At 49.7% G+C, this 21,736-nt stretch carries 18 protein-coding genes; 3 read left to right on the top strand and 15 right to left on the bottom strand.

All coding sequences use genetic code 11. The features are described from left to right. The first annotated feature begins 93 nt into the window (after window positions 1-93). From ACN0VM_RS00765 to ACN0VM_RS00755, 3 genes are all read left to right on the top strand, one after another. Window positions 94-1,050, top strand: a complete 957-nt coding sequence (locus ACN0VM_RS00765; RefSeq protein WP_417448919.1) for a glycerophosphodiester phosphodiesterase family protein — start codon at window positions 94-96, stop codon at window positions 1,048-1,050. Between the two features lie 28 nt (window positions 1,051-1,078). Continuing rightward, window positions 1,079-1,714 (top strand): phosphatase PAP2 family protein, encoded by a 636-nt coding sequence (locus ACN0VM_RS00760; protein ID WP_417448918.1) that lies wholly within the window; start codon window positions 1,079-1,081, stop codon window positions 1,712-1,714. A gap of 127 nt (window positions 1,715-1,841) precedes the next feature. Then, on the top strand, window positions 1,842-2,738 hold the full coding sequence (locus ACN0VM_RS00755) for a nucleotidyltransferase family protein (protein WP_417448917.1): 897 nt from the start codon (window positions 1,842-1,844) through the stop codon (window positions 2,736-2,738). Between the two features lie 446 nt (window positions 2,739-3,184). On the opposite strand, the gene ACN0VM_RS00750 is transcribed toward ACN0VM_RS00755, so the two are convergent. The 15 genes from ACN0VM_RS00750 to metG form a co-directional block, all read right to left on the bottom strand. Further along, window positions 3,185-4,399, bottom strand: a complete 1,215-nt coding sequence (locus tag ACN0VM_RS00750; RefSeq protein ID WP_417448916.1) for a chondroitinase-B domain-containing protein — start codon at window positions 4,397-4,399, stop codon at window positions 3,185-3,187. 87 nt (window positions 4,400-4,486) lie between these two features. Next, window positions 4,487-6,340 (bottom strand): hypothetical protein, encoded by a 1,854-nt coding sequence (locus ACN0VM_RS00745; protein ID WP_417448915.1) that lies wholly within the window; start codon window positions 6,338-6,340, stop codon window positions 4,487-4,489. Next, window positions 6,337-8,577: a DUF4175 family protein gene (locus ACN0VM_RS00740; protein ID WP_417448914.1), complete on the bottom strand. Its 2,241-nt coding sequence runs from the start codon at window positions 8,575-8,577 to the stop codon at window positions 6,337-6,339. Before ACN0VM_RS00740 ends, ACN0VM_RS00745 begins: the two co-directional genes overlap by 4 nt. Further along, on the bottom strand, window positions 8,570-9,880 hold the full coding sequence (locus ACN0VM_RS00735) for a BatA domain-containing protein (RefSeq protein WP_417448913.1): 1,311 nt from the start codon (window positions 9,878-9,880) through the stop codon (window positions 8,570-8,572). Before ACN0VM_RS00735 ends, ACN0VM_RS00740 begins: the two co-directional genes overlap by 8 nt. 1 nt (window position 9,881) lies before the next feature. After that, the gene (locus ACN0VM_RS00730) at window positions 9,882-10,727 is read right to left on the bottom strand and encodes a DUF58 domain-containing protein (RefSeq protein WP_417449029.1); all 846 of its coding nucleotides are present in this window, start codon (window positions 10,725-10,727) and stop codon (window positions 9,882-9,884) included. A gap of 58 nt (window positions 10,728-10,785) precedes the next feature. After that, window positions 10,786-11,781, bottom strand: coding sequence for an AAA family ATPase (locus ACN0VM_RS00725; RefSeq protein ID WP_417449028.1), 996 nt, complete (start codon window positions 11,779-11,781; stop codon window positions 10,786-10,788). Between the two features lie 44 nt (window positions 11,782-11,825). Continuing rightward, window positions 11,826-12,485 carry a DUF4159 domain-containing protein gene (locus tag ACN0VM_RS00720; RefSeq protein WP_417448912.1) on the bottom strand — a complete coding sequence of 220 codons (660 nt, stop codon included), beginning with the start codon at window positions 12,483-12,485 and terminating at the stop codon, window positions 11,826-11,828. A gap of 120 nt (window positions 12,486-12,605) precedes the next feature. Next, window positions 12,606-13,967 carry a TldD/PmbA family protein gene (locus ACN0VM_RS00715; protein ID WP_417448911.1) on the bottom strand — a complete coding sequence of 454 codons (1,362 nt, stop codon included), beginning with the start codon at window positions 13,965-13,967 and terminating at the stop codon, window positions 12,606-12,608. A 39-nt stretch (window positions 13,968-14,006) separates the two neighbouring features. After that, complete coding sequence (locus tag ACN0VM_RS00710; RefSeq protein WP_417448910.1) at window positions 14,007-15,635, bottom strand: TldD/PmbA family protein; 1,629 nt, start codon at window positions 15,633-15,635, stop codon at window positions 14,007-14,009. 553 nt (window positions 15,636-16,188) lie between these two features. Beyond that, window positions 16,189-16,536, bottom strand: coding sequence for a hypothetical protein (locus ACN0VM_RS00705; RefSeq protein ID WP_417448909.1), 348 nt, complete (start codon window positions 16,534-16,536; stop codon window positions 16,189-16,191). Beyond that, window positions 16,496-17,647 (bottom strand): ABC transporter transmembrane domain-containing protein, encoded by a 1,152-nt coding sequence (locus ACN0VM_RS00700; protein ID WP_417448908.1) that lies wholly within the window; start codon window positions 17,645-17,647, stop codon window positions 16,496-16,498. Before ACN0VM_RS00700 ends, ACN0VM_RS00705 begins: the two co-directional genes overlap by 41 nt. Window positions 17,648-17,775: 128 nt before the next feature. Then, window positions 17,776-18,522: a TIGR02281 family clan AA aspartic protease gene (locus tag ACN0VM_RS00695; protein WP_417448907.1), complete on the bottom strand. Its 747-nt coding sequence runs from the start codon at window positions 18,520-18,522 to the stop codon at window positions 17,776-17,778. 73 nt (window positions 18,523-18,595) lie between these two features. Further along, window positions 18,596-19,351: an MBL fold metallo-hydrolase gene (locus ACN0VM_RS00690; protein ID WP_417448906.1), complete on the bottom strand. Its 756-nt coding sequence runs from the start codon at window positions 19,349-19,351 to the stop codon at window positions 18,596-18,598. Then, window positions 19,348-20,163, bottom strand: coding sequence for a TatD family hydrolase (locus ACN0VM_RS00685; protein WP_417448905.1), 816 nt, complete (start codon window positions 20,161-20,163; stop codon window positions 19,348-19,350). The genes ACN0VM_RS00690 and ACN0VM_RS00685 overlap by 4 nt, the downstream gene beginning before the upstream one ends. Further along, the gene (metG, locus tag ACN0VM_RS00680; protein WP_417448904.1) at window positions 20,163-21,716 is read right to left on the bottom strand and encodes a methionine--tRNA ligase; all 1,554 of its coding nucleotides are present in this window, start codon (window positions 21,714-21,716) and stop codon (window positions 20,163-20,165) included. The genes ACN0VM_RS00685 and metG overlap by 1 nt, the downstream gene beginning before the upstream one ends. Window positions 21,717-21,736 lie beyond the last annotated feature (20 nt).

The raw sequence follows: 21,736 nt of genomic DNA, 5'->3' as shown, positions 1-21,736 counted from the left end.
TCATCAATAGTGTTGAACTTTATGTCAGCTTCGTGCCTTAACGATATATCGTCAAGCTATGTGAGCGCATTCATTTAATCCTTGGGAAGTGAAATGGTTAGAAAGCACTTTTTCTCTTTAGTATGTTGGGCCTTTTTTTCGGTAGGTTATTCTGTTGCAGCAGAACAAGTGCCCACCCCGACCGACCCCAACGCAAGGTTTTATATCCAGTTGTCGGATGGCGGATTATCCAATTTTTTCCGCTATCATCCGATGCGTATGCCGCTGATAAGCCATCACCGCGCAGGACCCGCGCCCGGATACCCGGAAAATGCGATTGAAACGATGGATAACGCCCTTAGGTACGGGTTTGGTTTAATCGAGGTAGACGTAGCCCAACTCATGGATGGTAGACTGATCTTGATGCACGACGATACGGTGGATCGCACCACAACAGGCACGGGGTCTATCTCGAGAATGACGCAAAAAGATATTGCAGCTTTGTATCTTGTTGATAATGAAGGAATAGAAACCGATTATCGGGTGCCGCACCTGGAGTCTGTACTTCGGTGGGCAAAGCAAAAAGCGATTCTAACGCTGGATATTAAACCAGGCACAGATTTTACCCGTGTGGCGAAAGCGGTAAGGACTGCTGAGGCAGAGGACTATACGGTCGCAATTACTTATTCTGTTGAGCAGGCTCAGAAATTCCACAAGATTGCGCCTGAAATGATGTTGACCATTACGATGTATGACACCGCCGATATTGCCACGGTTGAGAGAAGTGGCATCAATCCAGCAAAAATCATCGCCTGGACCGGGACTGATCAAAAAAGCACTACATTTTACAAAGAAATACATAAGCGTGGCTGGCGTGTGATCTCTGGTACATTCGGGCTTGATAAAGAACTCGCCCGCACAGGCCAAAATGAGCAGTATCTATCGCTATATGCAAATGGAATTGATATTATTGCGACGGACCGCTTCTGGGCCATCCAGCAACAAATCTTCAATCCAAACCACTTCTATTTTGTCCGCCAAAATGCACCGGCGGCTAGATCGCAGCAATAAATATCATAAAATTATGGGGCACTACTTCATGACCAATAGATCAGCGAGCCTGATTGCAACAGTTTGCTTTATGGGATGGGCAGTTTTGACGTTTCAGGGGTACCTTGGAGAATTCGACCAGTGGGGTTTGAGCGCTTTCCGGACAGAGCACGGGGAACCGATAGGGACTGCGCTTACTTCCTCTCTTATAATGCTCGTCACCCATATGGGTGACACGGTTACTCTGATTGTGTTGTCGTTAGGGGCTCTTGCATGGCTGTATCTTACTTCTAACCAAGACAAAATAGTTGCCGGATTAGTTTCTATTGTTGGGCTTTTTCTTCTTAACCCTCTTTTAAAGCTGGTTTTCGCGCGCGCCCGTCCGGATGTCTTTGAACATATCGTCAATGTTTCCAGCAATAGTTTCCCCAGTGGTCATGCGTTGCGCGCCGCAGGCATTTATTTTCTTATATATTATCTTTTGGTTAATCGAATACCGGTAAACATGTCACGGGTTCTCTTCTGGTTATGCATAGTGATTGCAGTGTCCACAGGGGTTAGTCGGGTGTATCTTGGCGTGCATTGGCCCACCGATATTGTAGCTAGCTGGTTGGTAGCTGCCGCGTGGGTGCTCGGGTGGCGGGAAGCATTGTCGGTAGAAAAGCCTTCATATGAAAGAGCATAAGATTGCGTTCTCCAAGACAACCGTCTAAGAATAATGTGACTATGGTGTTGAGCGGTGCTTGGGGGAGTGGCCGTTATTTTAAAGTAATGAGAACCGAAAAGTTCTTATAATAGGGGGGACGGGGCATATGAACGAAATGGCCGTGTATGAGTTTGAGGCAAATAAATATCCCGTAAAAGTCGTTCAAACTGAAGACGAAACTGCAGCAAATCAGCCTTTGCGTGATTTCACAGCAATCGTTCTGGCAGGTACACGACGAGATGATGATCCTGTCGCCGCGTTGATTGGCGGGCAATTCAAGGCGTTGGTCCCCATTTGTGGCGAGCCTATGGTTTCCCGAGTGGTAAGGGCGTTGGCGAGTTCAGGCTCAGTAAAACGAGTAGTTGTCGTATTCGACGAACCAGAAATGCTTTTTGCTGCGTGTCCTGAGCTAAAGGATGGCTTTGGTGACGTCGCCGTAGAAGTCATGCCTTGTGCTGGTACCATTTGTTGTAGCGTTGCTTCTGCGATCGAAGCTGCGGGTGCCGAATGGCCATACCTAGTCACCACTGCAGATCACGCCTTACTTACACCTGTAATGGTAGACGGCTTTTGTGAAGATGCACGAAAGCAGCGTGGGTTAGCTGTAGGTTTTGTTGAGAGAAGCTATTTGGATGCCGCGCATCCGGGTTCAAAGCGGACTTACCTGCCGTTTAAAGAAACCCAGCTATCCGGGGCAAACCTATTTGCATTTATTTCAAAAGAATCATTGCCGGTATTGGACTTCTGGCGAGCACTCGAACAAAAGCGTAAAAAACCATGGAAACTTTTTAAGGCCTTTGGGTATAGAAATCTGGTGGGCCTGTTATTCAAGCGCTTTACTGTTGATCAGGCTTTTGAGCGCGCCTCATGTGTGCTAGGGGTAGATGCCTTCGCTGTCAGGTTGCCGTTTGCAGAGGCCGCGATCGACGTGGATACCGCACTGGATTATGAGCAAGTCACGCAGATAATACAACTACGCGAGGGGATAGCAGTCGCGTATTAGTAGTTATTTGCTTTTATCAAATCGATGATGTCTTCCGCAGGTGGCTGTCGCATCTGGGGCAGTGAAGTTTTCTGCGTGCAATCAGGATGACTCTTGGGATGCTCAAATGAAACACATGGCCGCATGCATTACAGCGACGACGCTTTTTGGATAGCATTCTAACGCCAAATAACAACAAAACTATTCCAAGAACCACAACCACTTCTATGGCCGGAAACGCGATCAGCGTAGCTGGGATAACCAAGATTAACAGAAATCCTCCCCAGAATTTATCCGTGACTGTCATTCATTGGTCCTTGGTATATTTGGCTATGTAAGGTTTTTACCCTCACTGATGAGTTGCATTAAACCACGTAACTTTCAACAAACCGTTAAAGTTTAAGAAAAGATGTAGTGATTATACAATCACGTACAAAAGAACGCGGGCAGCAATCGGAAATCTGAGATTAGTTATCGATGGTAGCTTTGGAGGTCATTTCGCTCAAACGACATGAAAGCGGCGAAGAGAACGCCCCAACCCAGGTTTCTTGAGGTTGACCTGTGCAGAAGTCCACGCCGCCTTGCCCTTTGGCTGCACGCATTAACTCTTCTGGCTCAAGAGGGGAGAGATCATATTTGAGCTGACCTGGAAAAAAATGATCAAGGTCACGCTCGACAATATTATTTAGCTCGCGGTATCGACCTTTGTCCCGTCCCTTGATGCGCCCCTCGATTATATTATTGGCGATAAGAGCAAAGCTCCCTGAGAAGCGGACATCTATACCGGCAGTATTGAGAATTGTATTATTGATTACCCTCGTATTAGCGGCGTTATTCAGATAAATTCCGACATCGGCAGGGCAATTCATGATGACATTTGAACTAATAGTGCCTTTATAGTGTTCAATCTTACAGGATCTGCCTTGGCAGAATTTAGGGTTTGATGTCCCCCCCCCTCCTAGGGATAGGCCGAGCCTCACCCCTCCTTGATGGCGCCATTCGCAAATGACTAGATTGCGTTCAAATATACCGTTGTCAGAGTTGCCCTTCAAAAAGGCGGCATAACTGATGTTATTACCGCCGCCTTTGGCGAAATCAGCAATGAAGTTATGCTTGATTTGCCAAAAGCGGCCACCGACGACGTCAATTGGTGTCACCGGATTGCCGGTGTTCCTTGGCCGTCGATTGTATATGTGGTTGTCTTCGATTTGAACATTGTCGGGAAAATATTGTTTTTCCTCAATGATTTGGCCGTTGCCTTTAATTGCTGAATTGAAATCAATCATGCGGTTGTTGATGATTTTAAGATTGTCCGCGCGCCCCAAAACTTGAATTGCATGTTCGCAGGCGTTGTCGTTTTCGCAGACGCCTACAAAATCGAGGCCCTCTATGATCCAGTTGCTCCCGAGCACCTTGAAACCAATCGTCACTGGTACCTCTATGGTTACTTTGCCGGCTGACGATGGCCGGATAGTGATTGGCGCCCCATCGGTTCCAGATGCCTCAAGGTTTATCGTGCGGGGTAAGCGATAGATGCCGGGGTATACGGCGAAGACATCGCCAGGCTTTGCCTGAGAAACAAATTTGTTGAAGTCATCATCAGCCATCAGAATTTCATCAGCATAAACGGGCACAGCGCTGAGCAGATACATCGATAATAACGCCCAGATTTTCTTCCGCATGATACTTCCCTAATTGTTAACCGTGGCAGAAAATTATTCTAACTTGAGGTGGAAACAAGCTCAATGGAGATTCAACAGGCTGGTGTTTTAACGTAGTTTTGTCTCTATCCAGAGACCACAGGCCGAGAGTAAAAACAATAACCATAGCCAGACATGCTGGAATACGCTTACCGTTGTTCCATTCGCTATTAGTGTTTCCTTCGTGCTTCGGCGCAACGAGCGATGCTGCGTGGCCGTCTGTCGCTGCCAGCGTTCATTATCTCTCCAATCCGTCTTTTCGGCTGCAAAAAGTTTAAGATCATCAATAACCTTTGAATCGCGATCATACAGCGTAATGAGATACCAACCCGCTCGGGGTGGCTCAAAATGACTACATGATCTTTGTGAGCCCGAGATGTCCTGTGTCAATGTCAGAGTGTCACTATAACCGCTATCTCTTTGTTGGACCGTCATGCGCGGGTCAGTAGTTGTCAATAGTGCACATATAAGACCGCTTTCGCCCACACGGGTTATAGAGCTAGGCTGAGGGGGTAGAAATTCATTTTCTGCCCTTCGCCTTGCAATATGCATCATGAGGTATGACCAGTAGTGCGAATATATTTCCCGATTACCCTGTGTTACCCATCGGTTGGTCTGGCGTAGGCGTGATACAGCCACCATGCCTTCACCGAATCTTTTCATTTTAACTATCGAAACGCCATCTGTATCGGTCACAATATCTTGGCTATGGCTATTTGAGATTAAAATCGGCATCACAGGAAGAGCAGCTTCATTGATACTATTACGCCAAACTGGAACGCTGCTTGCCAGCAGGGCGTCGCTTTCCTGAAACTGAAAACCGCTCAGCAGGCTGCTTCTCTTGACTGCTTCACTGCTGATCAGGCTCGAATCTGCCAGTAGAAGAATGCCAGCGCCAGCTTCCACGCTGTTTTGGACTGCAATCAGATCATCGTTGGATAGTTGATCATAGGCACGTGCGTCGATAATTATAAAATCTTGTTTATCCAACAACTCCGGTGTGAACTCTGACATAGGGGGAAGGGGGTCTATATTGGCCGCCTGAGTAATATAGCGCTGTTTGCTAATAGTGGTTTTTGAAATAAGTTCTGTTTGAAAGGATGCTGCCCACTGTGCAAAGTGTCGGCTTTCGAAACTGGGCGAGGATTGCACGATCATGATGCGAGCAGGTTTGGGACGCTTTACATGGATAGTTACTTTTTCATCGGCTATCGTGGTGGCATCTCGGTTTGTAACCCTTAAGTTATAAGTTAGGGTGCCGGTTGTCTTGGACTTGATTTTCATTGAAAAATAGCTGTTGCCTCTTACGGTCTGGGCCGAGACTTCTCTGCCAGCGGGGTCGAGCAACGTAATGTAGTATAGGTTATCAGATTGATACTGTGTCTCAGGAATATACACCCCTGACAAAGACCAGTACGTTCCAGGGTAGGTCACTTTGTCCCATCTCATATCGACAAGACCATAGAGTGGTGGGTGATTTTCCCACATCACGTCCAATGTTTCAGGTATTTGTTTCCAGTCTGTAATTGACAGTCCATTTCCCGTTACGCTAAGCGCGCTAATATGTGGTTCATAAAGAGAGAGTGCGCCTAAACTAGATAGTTTTATAGCCTCGGAGTCGTTGGGGGCATCAACCCCGGGAGCAAGATATGTCGCCTTGCCAAATATTTCCTCTTTGGTTTCACTGTCAGTGATCAGGGATATATCGGTACCATGCAAACGCCTTGCTTGAGGGTCAAACAGCAAAAGAAGGATACAGCAGTGCGCGATTACGCTGGTGGAAAAAATCGCCGCTCGACGTACTCTGCTCCTCACTCTTTGCTGTAACGCGCGCGCGGAGACAAATAGAGACCCGAGTGTTAGAAACAGGCAGAGCAGGACCCAAATAGTGGATAGTTCAGTGGACCAACCCAAAACTGTCATGGATCTTTCCTAGCTTCGGTGAACGGATCAGTTGTGTCATGATAACCATAGCCGGACAGGGGTGGAGCCACACTCATATCAATCATGTCCCATAAAGCGGCTTGCAAATTAGAAACACATTCCGGACAGTCTTTCAGAGAGAAGGTGCCGGCGGATAATATTTTTTCCAAGACTGCGGCATGTTTTATGAAAGCGGGTCTGTGCTGGGAAAGTTCGATAAATTTTTTACTCAGTAGCGTGATGTTCTCCCGTTCCGCGTTCGAGATCGGCTGATCTTGATTCAGCGCGTTAAAAACACGTTGAATCAATTTCTGCTCTTCAGATGCTTCCCAACCGCCCACAGGGGCTTTGTGGTAACTCTCTATCTCTTTCAAGTCGCCTTGCAGTCTGCTCTTTTCGGAGACAGGGGGCGGCTCGAAGCCAAGCCGTTTGACGTAAATGCGGTCGGCTTGTTTTGCCAGTTTCAGGTATTTTAGTGCCTCACGTTCAAAGGGGAGGGCTTTTTCCGGATTGGCCAGCATAAGATGCAACTCGGCGTTCCACATTATGCTGACAGCTTTTTTCATGAGTGTTTTAGGGTCGCGTTTGGCTATGGGGCCGATATCAGCATCTTCGTGCGCGTGGCCAAATCGCTGGATAAGGGCTTCTGCAGAGCCGTGTCGGCTGTTCAGGTTCTCAACTTCATGCTGATGGCCAACCTCGGGAGGTGCCACTTCTGCGGTCTCATTGTCATGTTTTACCTCGGTATGCTTGTGCTGGTCGTCAGTAGAATTGTGAGAGGTTGAACGGTCACTAAGCTGTTCCCCGGGACCCTCACCAAATTCATCGCCAAGATACTGTCCATAGCGCTGTTTCAGGTCACTTTGGGCTTGGCCCAAACTCTGAGAGGTGCGGGAGAAGGTGGCAGCATCAAGCGTTTTTTTATCGGCTATTAGCTGTTCGGTCTCTATTATTATCTGTCTTTGGCTTTTGAAATACTCCGGTATGAAGTCACTTACGATGCCCTCTGCCCCGATCGTAGCCTTTTCATCATTAAGCCACCTTGCGATGACAGTCGCGGATTTCGCTTCTTGGCTATTGGGGGCGCGATTATCGTGGGCTACGACAGAAAAGTAGATTTCATCACCTGGTTCCATGCCCAGTTTCTGTAGATCCCATTCCTTAGTGTACAGACCGTTTTGCCGGGCATCGGTATGCGAAGAGTCAAACTTGAATACTTCGTCACGGAACTTGACGGCCTCGCCTGTTCCCTTTGCTACTGACGCTAATATGTAGGTGGAGCTGACGCCAAAATCATCGGAGATGTCGGCAACGGAGGAAAATTGGGGTAGGTCATTCTTGGCGAATTCCAGTGTTGTCCCCTTCGGATTGATGAGCCGAATGACCGGCTTAGCATCCCGATGAACGGCCAAAGTGTATAGGCCACCTATTGGTGTTTCTGTGCCATTTATCTCTTGCACGAATTGGTAAAGCAGGGTGCTTTTCGCTGGTAGTGTTACCGAGTGCGTATTTCGCCTATCTCGGATGAGTGGGTAACGTTCGCCCTGAGTGTCTTTAATGAAATACACGCCATCCTCTCTCGAGAACTGCATGCTCCATATTATTTGGCTACCCTCTTTTGCCTCAATGTCTGCCGATTTCAACACCAGCGTCGGGTGTCCAGTATAGTGGGGGGGGATAACGGTAATCTGCATATCCAAAATGCTTGCTGGCGAAGAAGATAAATGGTTGCTGGCCGGTAAAGCAGATAACTTGGGAGTTGGTGACGTGTCACGTAAGATGCCCATAACGGCCAAGAAGGAACAGATAAATATGAGGCCTGCGGTGCCACGCAGCCGAAGTGGCGGTAACCATAGCTCCGGCCGTCTCAGTGTGTCTTCGTATCGCCCGCGAACGCGCTTGGCTTGAAGCTTTTGCAGGCCAGATAGTTCTGCAGGATTTTTCAGGAGTAGTTGGGCACTCTCTTCCAATGCGGGAGTGACCCGATTTAAATGCATGAGAAAGTTTTTGGCCGTAATATTTCGATATCGTTTAGTGAAAAGAAGAGCTGTACCGCCGACCACAAGGGCGGCTACTGAACTCGCTAAAATTAATTTTACATCCAACCCGGACCAGACACCAATCGCATTTATCGCGGCGACGAGCACTAGAATACGTAGAAACCACGAAAGCGCGTACCTTGCACGAATTAGCCTCAATTGAGGCCGCAGCTCAATTTTTTCTGGAGTGTCAGTCATCGCGCACCCGGTCGACGAGCCATCTTTCAAGAAGCCAGAGGGCGAAGATTACAATCGCGATATAGCGACTTAAAACAAGCCGTTTCCCCTCATGCGTGGCGGTCAGTTCTACCATGCTGCCAGAGGTCATAGCTTGGGGGGCGTTAATCATTATGGACGGATAAAGATCAGTGTCAGGCTTTTTTTGTGTCAGGAGCCTAAGCAATACTTGGGGGAAATCGGGTTGGTTAGCCAAGCTGTCGAAAGCCCCGGTCAGGGGAAAGTGCAGCTTAAAAACGTCATGCCCTTTATATGAGGCCAAACTCATTAACGGAAGCCCATTATCCGTACGCCATATCGAGGTATTCATTTGCGAAGTGGTCGGATCGTTGACGTCTGCGGTGAAGCGCGTGAAGGGGTAGTCATCAAGGCTGGCTTTATACCCTGGACCATTTCGATTATCAGCCGCGAGTGTCAATAGATTGGTTGACGCGTCCGGTAACGGTAAAATGATATCCTTGTCGGTGGTTTCGCTCACAATGATCCAATTCAAGGAACCTGGGAGCTGTGCGGTTTGGTTGCGGCCGTCTGAGATGAATGGTTCAATAATGACGTTTCTGCTGGTCTGAATTACTTTTAAAGCCTGCGAAATTGCAAGTAACTGGCGTTCAATCGAAGCGTCTTTGATGATTAGCAGTCGAATGGGGGGCAGGGTATCAGATCGGTCTTCAAGGGAGGGTTTCAAGTGCCAATTCACCGGATATTGGCTAAGGGCTTGAATTTCTGCAAGGTCGTTACTGCTTTTCAATGCGTATACATGGACCTCCCCGTTGTGGGAGATCGTTGTCAACCGATGCAGTAAAAGTTGCGCCTGAAAGCCTGAAGGTGTTTGCCCGGCTTCCATTTCCTGTTTTTTGGCTTCGTTCAGTGACGCATAATCTTCTCTAAGCAGATAAACGTGCGCACCTTCCGAGGTTTGTTCGAGTTGGGAGATTTCGCTTTCCTGCGCCGCTTGCAGCCAGGCAGGGGTGACATAGTATATCGGTCCGTCAATTGTTTTGGGGCTTGTATTGTATAGTCCGGCGAGAAACAGCGCTAATAACGCCAGAATCGACACGCGCAGTGCAAGGAGTAGATGATGCATCATTTTCAATTCGGTGATGCGTTTTGTTTGCGCCTCAAGAACAAACCGGATTGACCCGATAACGACACGCTTACCCTTGCTCCGATTAAAGAGGTGAATGACAATGGGTATCAAAATGGCGCCTGCAGCAGCTAATGCGGCCGAATTCGTCAGCGCCAATTGTCCGAGGGTGCCGAGCATACTAGCGTGCTCCTCGCTCGCGCGTCTTAAGGAAATCAAAAACGCTCTGGTCCAAAGGTGAGTCTACGTTTACGGATGTATAAGCGATAGATTGCTCTCCACACCAGCGCTCCAGATCCTCTTGAAATTCTGTTTTAGCTTTTAAGTAAATGTTTCTCGCTTCCGAACCGGAGACCAATATCTGCTCACGACTCTCCGCATCCTCAAACCTGATAATGCCTTTGAAGGGAAAGTTTTCCTCTTCGTCATTAGTGACATGTATGGCATTGAGATCCGTTTTGGGGCTGGTCAGTGAACGTGCGAAGGCATAGATTTCATCGTCATTCTGATAGAAATCACTAATCAAAAATATCAGGCCGGGTACTTGAAGTGGCTTCAGAAGGTGAGCAACCTTTTGTGGTGATGGAAATGGCGAGCCAGGCTGAAGCAGGGCGAGTGTCTTGAGGATGCTCATCCAGTGCTGCTGACCATTTCCAAGTGGTATAATCTGCTGTTTGTCTGAGGACAGGGCCAGAAAGCCAATACGGTCACCTTGGCGATAAGCGATATATGACAGGGTTGCAATAAGATGGGCGGCATATTCCATCTTGCTCCAACCGTCCTCCGACGTAACGCCCATGGATGCACTGGTATCGAGAACAAACCAAACAGCAATTTCACTTTCCCGCTCAGCCTCTCGCACAAAATAGCGATCAGAGCGCGCGAACAGTTTCCAGTCTATTCGGCTAAGGTCATCTCCATCCTCGTAGGACCTGAACTGGCTGAATTCGATGCCAACACCGCGCTGTCTGCTTTGGTGGAGCCCATGCAGAAAGCCGTCGGCAACGGTTTTCGCGATCAAGGGCATGTCCTTGACGCGCGCGAGGGTTTTGGGGTCAATGAAACGCTGTCTGGTCATGCTCGCTCTACACTAACGGGCTCTCTGGCCCGTCTACATCGCGCAATAGGGACTCTATGATATCTTCCACATCAATATTTTCGGCTTCAGCTTGGAAGCTTAGAAGAATTCGGTGCCGCAATACTGCTTTTGCGACGAATTCCAGATCTCCGAGCGTTACCGAATACCTCCCGGCAATTAATGCCTTTGCCTTCGCGCATTTGACCAAAGCTTGCCCCGCTCGTGGGCCTGCGCCCCAGCGGACATATTTATCGACCATTTCCACTTCACTGTTTTCTGGTCTCGTTGCGCGAACGATACGGGCCACATAAGCCAGAAGAGGGGGGGAGATGTCGACGTCAGTCGCTAGCCCTTGTAGTTCGGTAATGTCATCTGCGTTCAGAACTGTATTCAAGTTGGTTTTATACGTGCCGGTAGTGCGCTTGAGAATTTCCACCTCATCATTTTCCGACGGATACCCAACGCGAATGAACATCAGGAAACGGTCGAGTTGTGCTTCTGGCAGGGGGTATGTACCTGCTTGTTCAACCGGGTTTTGTGTCGCGAGCACAAAAAATGGGCGCGGTAAGTCATAGTGTTTACCAGCGTACGTCACGCTCTGCTCCTGCATGGCTTCAAGCAGGGCAGCCTGGGTTTTCGGTGGTGTTCGGTTGATTTCATCCGCTAGCATAATGTTAGTGAAAACAGGACCTTTGCAGAATTTGAAGAAACGCTTCCCTGTACTGTGGTCTTCTTCAAGAATTTCAGTGCCGACGATGTCACTGGGCATCAAGTCCGGGGTAAACTGGACACGGTGAAAATCAAGTTCCAGTGTTTTTGCCAAAGTGTTGACCATGAGCGTTTTTGCGAGGCCCGGAACGCCTTCAAGCAAACAATGGCCCCCCGCCAATATGCTGATAAGTAGTTCTTCGATGATGTTTCGCTGTCCGACAATTACTTTTCCAGCCTCATCCAGAACGCTTTCAAGCTTGGCAATCTTCGACACTATTGCTCTTTCATCCATTTTCATCACTCGCTTATAGTGTTGTTGCCGCATGTCGGCCGAACTTAAGCCGTCATGGCATAAATTATGATATTGACCGCAAAACGGGTGTTATCGACCCGTAACCATCGTTTGTTTCTAAAGTCGTAATCCCACTCACAGCCGTAATCCTTGTTGCTGTATAGTACGCCAATCTTTCCATTTATCTCGATGGCCTTGAGGTAATCATGCACCAGATCATCCCCCCAGCCATTTAGTTCAAGGCCGGTATTCGGTGGGCCATCGAATTTGAAAAAAGAGGAGTAGATCGGATGATCGTCTGGGATCTTCACGAGTGTATCTTCGCCAAAAATCTCGGCCATTTGTTGCTCAAAGGTACGGGCAAAAAGGCCATCAATGTCATGATTACAATCATCGACAAAGATGAAGCCGCCATTTCTGACATAGGTCTCGAAGTTTTCACGTTCGCCATTGTTAAATTCAACCAATCGGTGTCCTGCCATATAGCAAAAAGGCGAACTCAGCATTTCGGGGTCTTCCAGAGCAATGACACGCTCTCTTAGATCGACCCTTAATGTTGTGTACTCTATCAGTGAATTCAATATGTTAGCAGGCGTTCTTTCGTCGACCTCCCAGTCTCCGGATTCATAGCTCAGCCGAGTGAAATAAAAGTCATAGTCGTTTTTCAAACTGACCATTGCAGCCGCGCGTGCTGACGGCGTCATGAGGCCCAATGCTCCTATCAGTTTTATGAAATTTCTACGATGCACGGCGGTTGATCACTTTAATACTAAAAAGAGCAGGGGCGGCGTACCGCCCCTATGGCGTTAAGCTTACTCCCGAGTTTAAACAGCGTCAGAAAGGCTGCTGAAGGTAAAGTCGCGAATTTTCATGGGAGGGATCATGCATCCCTGTATGCGTTGAGGTTTGCCCAAGGCCTCAAGATTATTCAGCATGATGATCGGGCTTTCGTTGAAGCGGAAGTTTTTGATCGGATATTTGATTTCACCATTTTCGATGTAGAAGGTTCCGTCACGCGTAAGGCCGGTGTACATCAATGATTGCGGATCGAGAGAACGAATATACCACAAGCGTGTGACAAGAACGCCCCGGCGGGTGTCCTTGATCATGTCACCAAGGCTGTCTTCGCCTCCGGTCATGCTGATGGAAGGACTTCCCCCAAACAAGCCACCGCCTGTGAAGGGGGTGGGGACGTAATCCACGCCGCTTTTCTGCGCCCAGTAGCGGGAGTTGGGCATGGCGTTGATTACACCGTTTTTAATCCAGTCGGTTCGCTTGAAGGCTGCGCCATCACCGGCAAATGGATGGGTCGGGGCATTTGTGTCCTGTGGGTCTGTATAGATGTTCACCCGTTCGTCGAACATCTTTTGGCCAAGCCGGTTTGTGGGTGCGCCCGCTTCTTCAGATTTATTGCTGAGAAAGCTACGACCTTCGTCCGCTTGTCGCTGGTCCATGGCGTTGAACATGTTCAATAATAGCTGAACCGTTGCTGCGGGTTCCATTATAACAGTGTATTTTCCAGGCTCCATAGCTTTGCCGTCGGCACTGGCAATAGCTTTTCTCGCGGCCACCTCAGACGCTTCCTTCGTGTCCATCAATGAAGCGTCGTGAAAGTCCCGATAGACCCAGCCTGAGCCCTTGCCATCAGCGGTGCGGATGGTGGCCGAAAAATTGATGTCGGTGGCCCGATTATAAGCAAACAGGCCCTTACTATTCATGATCGCAGCAAAGGTGGAAGAATCGTTTAGGAAACCTGAAGATACGAGCCCTTTAGACTTGGAAGCCGAGATGCTGGCATCTGCTGCATTGGCCCGCCAATTGGGGTCGACGTTGGCGGTTGACTGGAAATATGTTTTTACATCCACGTAATCTTGCGGGCCCAAAATAGGCATGAACTCCGGATTTTCCGGGGCTAGGCCAGCAAGCTCTTCCGAGCGCCGAACGACACGCTCCAGCGCTTCGTCAGTGAACTCATTTGTGCTGGCGGTGCCGAGCTTCTTTCCGAAGCTGGACTGCACCGTAAGAATCGTATCGTTCAGCTCCCCGGCAGTGCTGACTGTATTCCGCGCCGTACGAATGTTGCCGCTTACCTCGCCGTTCAGATTACATTCAATTGCTTCAGCTTTTGAATAACCTATTACCTTGGTCAGCAACGCTTTGGCTTCGTCTTGTGATAAAATGGCCATGATCAAACCTCTATAATTACTGTGTTGCCAAAATGCGCATCAGACCTTGCGGGCTGTGTTTATGACATTGACGTTATTGAAACGGGTTGTCGGACATCCATGCGACACAGCACTAACCTGTGAAGGTTGTCCTTTACCGTCAAAGAAGGAACCGCCAATGCGGTAGTCTGATTTACCGGCCATGGCGACGCAGCTGTTCCAAAACTCCTGTGTATTGGACTGGTAGGCGACGTCTTCGATTTGGTCGACAATTTTGCCGTCTTTGATTTCATAGAATAGCTGACCGCCGAACTGAAAGTTATAGCGCTGTTGGTCAATGGAGAATGATCCGCGTCCGGCTATGTAGATACCGTTTTCAACACCGGCAATAATCTCGTCTGCGCTGATATCTTCTTCATTTGGACGCAAAGACACGTTCGCCATGCGTTGGAATTGAACGTCACGCCAGCTCTGTGAATAGCAGCAGCCGTGCGATTCTTTTTCATCAATAATGTGAGCTTGATCGCGAATGGCTTGATAGTTGACGAGAATACCATCTTTCACCAGGTCCCATTCTTTCGTTTTGACACCCTCATCATCCCAGCCTACATAACCAAGCGAGCCGACTTGGGTTTTGTCAGCGAAAAGGTTGACCATTTCAGAACCATACTCGAAGGTCCCGCTTTTCCATTTGTCAAGTGTGGCGAAGCTTGTGCCTGCATAATTCGCCTCGTATCCGAGTACACGGTCGAGCTCAAGAGGGTGGCCAACGCTTTCATGGATGGTAAGCATGAGGTGATGAGGGTCCAGGACCAGATCATATTTACCCGGATCAACTGATTTGGCAGCGAGTTTTTTCTGCAGTTGCTTTCCGGCTTCTCTTGCATCTTCCACCATATCATAGGAATTACGGTAACCGATGTTGGCGCCTTGGATTTCGATTTTGTCCTCGGGCCGACCATCCAGATATTCAAAACCGCGGCCGACAGGGTTCCCCAAACTCTGGCGTTGCTTGAAGCCTTGCTGCCCAACTGCAGTTGCGAAAAACGGAGCCCAAAGCCGATGTACATCCTGATCGATGTACGATCCCTCAGTTGACGCGAAGTATTTCTGTTCGTTAACCAGAAACAAAATGGAAGTTATGTAATTAGCGCCATTATCAAGGGCTGCATTATTTACATCCATAAGAAGGTCGACTTTTTCCTTCAATGGAATCTCGAAGGCGTTTTTTTCAATAGGTGTTTTCCAGCTAACATCACCATAGCTCTGGACCGGAGCTAGTTTTACAGGGTCTGTTTGGAATGTGGAGTTGGCTTTAGCGACCGCAACCGCAGATTCAGCGGCTCTGGCGATGCCATCGTCAGACATATCGGACGTAGAGGCAAAACCCCATGTTCCATTTGCAATCACCCGTATACCAATACCGTATGACTCGGTATTCACAATATTATCAACGCGTTTCTCCTGCGCTGTGACAAATTGGTTTAGGTATCGGCCAATTCTGGCATCAGCATATGTAGCGCCTTTTGACGTTGCTGCGTTGAGTGCGATGTTAGCCATACGCTTTTTCAGAGTAACATCAGCACCTGGCTCAAGAAGAGCTTCTGCCGATACGCTACGCCCGCTGAGTGGCAACATCATTGCTCCCATACCAGCGCCAGCGATTTTGATAAATTGCCGTCTGTCCATTTTCTATGCCTTTATTTGCGTTTCATTCCCCGGGCGGGCTGGAGATTGTGATCTCCAGCGATCCCCGCTCCCGCACATGATCGTAGGTAGAATGATTTGGTGAGTAAACAAAGATTCTGCCCCAATTTTGTACCCATCCTCAAACATCATCGTTCTGTGATTTCGCCTTTTAGAGCGAAACGCAACGTTGTTTTATCAAGGTCGGAATATTCTGTCTGAGAGGGGGAGGGGGGCCAGAAAAAATCGATCAACGCCCGTTGCTGTGCGACGAAACGTTTTCTATAAGGTGGGGGCGGATCTACGTATACAGCCCCCAAATTATATCGGCCGTTAGTTTTAAGTAGGCATTACTGGGCACATTACGTAAAAGTCAGGACTTAACGATACCTCAGTCGGCGCGATATGGGGATTGTAGACGGAGCTGGCAAGCAGCTTGTTCTCGAATAGGACCGGATAAAGCCTTTTAGATCAAATACACCTTGATCAAGGATACTTTATCGGTTTTCTAAAACGATTGCGATCGCGCATAATTTATATTATGGGAAATTTATCATCAAGAGAAAATAGGTTTATGTGCCTTTCCACCAGCGACATTTTCTAGTTCCACGAGCTTTTCCTCCGCAGCTGATGCCTCCAACTGTTTCCGCCACATCAGCGCATATTGGCCGTCTTGCTTTAGCAGGCTTTCATGGTTGCCACGTTCGGTGATGTGACCCGCGTCCAGTACGATGATTTCATCCGCGTTCACGATGGTAGACAGCCGGTGTGCGATGACGATCGTGGTACGTCCTTCGGCGATATGGTCGAGCGAAGCTTGTATGTCCCGCTCAGTATGGCCGTCAAGCGCAGATGTTGCCTCATCAAGCAGTAGGACGCGCCGGATTATAGTGGAACTGCACATCGTTGAAGCTGATGGCGCCACCGGAAACCTTGAGGTCTGTTGCGTCTGCCTCATCATGGATGTCAGATTCGGTTGCGATAATGTCGAACATCTTTTCCATGTCGACGAGTGACTGCTTGATCTCGCGGTATACAAACCCAAGGAAATTGAGCGGCATATAAATCTGGATCAGGAGCGAGTTGACCAGAACAAATTCACCGATGGTGAAACGCCCGTCCACTACGCCCTTGCCTGCCATGAAAAGCACAATCACGAGGCCTAGCGAGATAATAATGCCCTGCCCGATGTTGAGGAGCGTGAGTGAAATCTGGCTACGCACGGAGGCCGATTCATAGGCCGCAAGCGCTTTGTCATATCGGTTAGCTTCATGTTCTTCGTTGGTAAAGTATTTCACGGTTTCGAAGTTTAACAGGCTGTCAACGGCTTTGGTGTTGGCTTTGGTGTCTTCGTCGTTCATTTCGCGGCGAAATTTAAGCCGCCAGTCGGTGACCGTGACGGTAAAATAGATGTAGCTTGCAAGACAGACAAAGGTGATGAGCGCGTAATAAAAGCCGAATTTAGCCCAGAAAATACTGGAGATCAGCGCAATTTCAAGAAGCGTTGGCAGTATGTTGAACAGCATGAACCGCAACAGGAAATCAATTCCGCGGGTACCGCGTTCGATAATGCGGCTCAGACCGCCGGTGCGGCGTTCAAGATGAAATTTAAGTGACAATGCATGCAGATGGCGGAATGTGGATAGCGCGATCTGACGCAGCGCGTGTTGCCCCACCTTGACAAAAACGGCATCTCGCAACTCGCCAAAAAGCTGGCTCAGCACGCGTGCAGTACCATAGCCGAGGATCATCCCGGTGGGTACCATGAGCGCCAGCGTTGCGGGTCCGGTGTGCCCGCTGCCCTCCCCGGTAAGTGCATCAACTGCGTCCTTGAAAATAAAGGGTACATACACCCCAAGGAGCTTGGCCAATACCAGAAGCGTGAGCGCGCCGACGACACGGCTTTTGAGGTCAAGTCGTCCCGGCACCCATAGATATGGCAGAAGACTTTTTACCGTGCGCCAATGGCTCTCCTTACCGGGCACGTTTTCCCGGCTTGTCTGTTCATTGGCCATGTCGAATTACCTTCTAAATTACTGCGGTGGCATTAAAATTATTTTTGAAAATACCTGCTATAGAAACTAATATGGGCGCGGGAAAGGTGGAAACAACCCCACAAACATAGTGCATTGGACCACCAGACCTACTGCCGTAGGATGAGCATGTCACCGCGAAACTCAATACTGGCAAAATGATTGAGCACGGTCATCCCTAAGAGCGAACCTTGCATATCTGCGCCGTTTACCGTCACAGGAACATCGTAGAAAACGGTGTCTCCCAGTGACAGCTGTGACACCGTGGCACGGGCGAAGGTGACATCGCCATTGGCTGTATTTGCCACGCCGTTGAAGTTCAAAAGCCCCGTGTTTATGCCGACGCGGCGCGCATCATCAGGGCTTAGCACAACGTTGGAGGCTCCAGTGTCCACCATGAATCTGACGGCAACCCCGTTTACCTTCGCGCGCATCCAGAAGTGCCCGTCCTGTGCTCGGTTCAGCAACATGCCTTCATTAGTGACGGTGACGCCCATCGGATCTATCGCGCTCATGAAACGGGTACCAAGATCCGAGCGGTACAAGTAAAAAACCGCGATCGCGGTGATGATCAAGGCCCAAAGCCCCGCTACTTTGGCGATGCGTGCAATGCTGGACCGGCTCCAGAAGGCCGCAGCGCCGCCAAAAATAAAAACAATAATCAAACCACGCACGAGATATGGGTCTACGCTCATATCTACAGGGAAAGCCAGCGACAAACCAAAGAGCAGCAAAATCATGCCCAGGATGAAAACAAAAAGCCGGACCCAACGGGATGGCTGTCGATCCGGCGTGCCGAGTTGGCTGATGTTGTCTCGTCTATCGTGATCTGGTATGCGCCATGGGCCACGGTTCATGGGTCTGTCTCCTGCCTGATCAAATTATACGAGATGGAGCGCTGGGGGCCAAGCACACTTTAGACTGGCGGTGTCACGGCAACGTGATCGTCATACCGTCATAGGCAGGTTCAACACCGTCGGGCAGCTCCTTTCTAAGGGTTTCATAGTCCATATCCCATGTCATATGGGTCAGGACCGCGCGCTCAGGTTTAACGCGTTCGATCCATGACAGGGTTTGCGCGAGGTGCGAATGGGTGGGGTGCGGATCATAGCGTAGCGCATCAACGATCCATACTTTCACACCGGAGAGTACTTCAAACGCAGACTCGGGCAGTCGGTCTAGGTCTGTCGAATAGGCGACATCCCCAAAACGGTAGCCCAGGCTGAGGCCGCCGCCGTGCCCTTGCTCAAACGGGGTCACCTTGATGCCGCGGACGGTGGTTGCACCTTTGAGCATGTGACCGCGACAGATCGCTGGATAACCGTTCTGGCTGCGGAAGATGTAATCGAAGCGGTGCCTAAGCACCCCCAGTGTTTGCGGGTCACCATAGACGGGCACGCGTTTTCGCATTGCTTGAAAGATGCCGCGCAAGTCATCGATACCGTGAGTGTGATCGGCGTGATCATGGGTATAAAACACCGCGTCCAGCTTGTGCACATAGGCGTCAAGCAACTGCTCGCGCAGGTCGGGGGTCGTATCGACCAGCAGGGTTGTCCCCCCCTCTTCCACCAATATACTGGCGCGGCGTCGGCGATTCTTGGGGTTGTTGGGATCGCAGGCACCCCAGTATTCCGGCATTTTGGGTACACCGCCCGACGTGCCGCAGCCGAGAACTGTCAACTTCATGCGCTATGCTCACGGGGCGCTGGCGGGTTTATTTTATCAAAAAGCGTAAAGAAGTTCCGTGTTGTTGTCTCACGCAGTTCAGGAAAGGAGACACCTTTCAGCTTGGCGACAAACTCCGCTGTATCCATGACAAATGCAGGTTCGCAGGTCTTGCCCCTATGGGGTACTGGCGCAAGAAAGGGCGAATCTGTTTCCACAAGTAGACGGTCCATCGGTAAGGTCTTGACCGTTTCCTGCAGTTCACGCGCGCTTTTGAATGTCGCGATCCCGGAGATCGAGATATACAGCCCCATTTCAAGGCAAGCATCGGCGAGACGCTGGCTGGCGGTAAAACAGTGGATCACACCTGAGAAAACGCCCTTGCTCATTTCTTGCACGAGCATATCGATACAGTCATCATCGGCGTCGCGAGTGTGTACGATGACGGGCATCCCGGTCTCGCGGGCAGCGGTGATGTGTGCACGGAAGTTGACCTGCTGCATATCGCGCGGTGCATTGTCGTAAAAATAATCGAGCCCGGTTTCGCCAATACCGACGATCTTTGCATGGGCTGCACGCTTGATAAGCTCTGCAACTGCAACATCGGGTTCGTTTTCTGCTTCGTGCGGGTGTATGCCAACGGTGCCATATACATCGTCGTATTTTTCCGCAATCACGCGTACCTCATCATATTCCGACAGCTTGGTATTGATTGCCAACATGCAGCCAACACCAGCAGCACGGGCGCGGTTTACAACACCGGCTTCATCTTCCCTCAATCCTTTATAGTTCAGGTGGCAGTGGCTATCGACGATATATCCGTAGTCGGTCATTATTCGTTGTCTTCTTCCGGCAGATCAAAACGGGGGAACACGCCTTCGGGCTTGGGAATGGGAGTGCCCGGTAACATGTGATTTGCTTGGCCGATCTGGTCAAATCCCCGGTCTTCAATCCCCATCTGCGCCAGAAGTTTCGCGGCAGAATCAGGTATAACCGGCTGCGCGAGGATGGCAATCTGCCTGATGGCATCTGCTAGCACATAAAGCACAGTGTTCATGCGTTCCGGGTCGGTTTTCTTCAGCTTCCAAGGTTCCTGCACGGAAATATAGCTGTCCGCCGCGCTGGCCTGTGACCAGATCGCTTCAAGAGCGAGGTGAAAAGCCTGACGTTCCATGTGCTCGCGTACTTGCTCAAGTGACTTCTCAATATTTGACAATAATTCATTGTCATCATTGGTTAGTTCACCGTACGGAGGAATCTTGGCATCGCAGTTTTTATGAATCATGGACAGGGTTCGTTGGCTCAAATTGCCCAGACCGTTTGAAAGGTCGGCGTTGCAGCGCAACACAAAGGCCCTGCGGGAAAAATCGCCATCGTTGCCAAAAGGCACCTCGCGCAACAGGAAGAAACGCGTGGCATCTATGCCGTAGCTTTCAATCAGTTCATATGGGTCTATTACGTTGCCAAGCGATTTGGAGATTTTCTGGCCTTCATTGGTCCACCAGCCGTGCGCAAAAACACGTTTGGGTAAGGGAAGCTCTGCCGCCATCAGGAAGGCCGGCCAATACACCGCATGGAAGCGCAGGATGTCTTTGCCCACTATATGCACATCCGCTGGCCAGAACTTCTGGTAGTCCGCGCCCTGCTCATCCGGGTATCCAAGCGCGGTCAGATAGTTTGCCAGCGCGTCGATCCAGACATACATGATGTGGCCATCGGCGCCCGGTACCGGCACACCCCAGGTGAACGTGGTGCGAGAGACAGACAAATCCTCAAGGCCGCCTTTGACGAAGCTTTTCACCTCGTTGAGGCGCGACTTGGGCATGACAAAATCGGGATTGTTTTCATATAGCTCCAGTAGCTTGTCTTCAAAGGCTGAGAGCTTGAAGAAATAGCTTGGTTCCTCGACCCATTCTACAGGCGCGCCAGTGGGGGCGAACTTTTCACCGCCTTCGCCTTCAACCAATTCGCTTTCAGCATAAAAAGCCTCGTCGCGCACCGAATACCAGCCGGAATAACGGTCTTCATAAATGAAGCCTTTCTCCTCAAGTACTGACCACAAGTGCTGAACCGATTTTTTATGCCGCTCCTCCGTCGTGCGGATGAATTGGTCGTTTGAGAAGTTCATCGCCGCCGTCAGGTCCTTGAATTTTGTGGAAACCTGGTCACAGAAGGTTTGCGGGTCGAGGCCGGCTTTCTCTGCTGAACGTTCAATCTTCTGACCGTGCTCATCGGTGCCGGTCAGAAACATGACATCGTAGCCGTCCAAACGCTTGAAACGCGCCAATACGTCGGCGGCCAGTGTGGTATAGGCGTGCCCGATGTGAGGTTTGTCATTCACATAGTAGATGGGGGTCGTGACATAATAGGACGGACGGCCGGTCATAATTTTCTTCTCGATAAGTC

The organism is Kordiimonas sp., from assembly GCF_048260245.1.
Classification (GTDB): domain Bacteria; phylum Pseudomonadota; class Alphaproteobacteria; order Sphingomonadales; family Kordiimonadaceae; genus Kordiimonas.
This window is presented reverse-complemented; position numbering and strand designations above follow the sequence as displayed.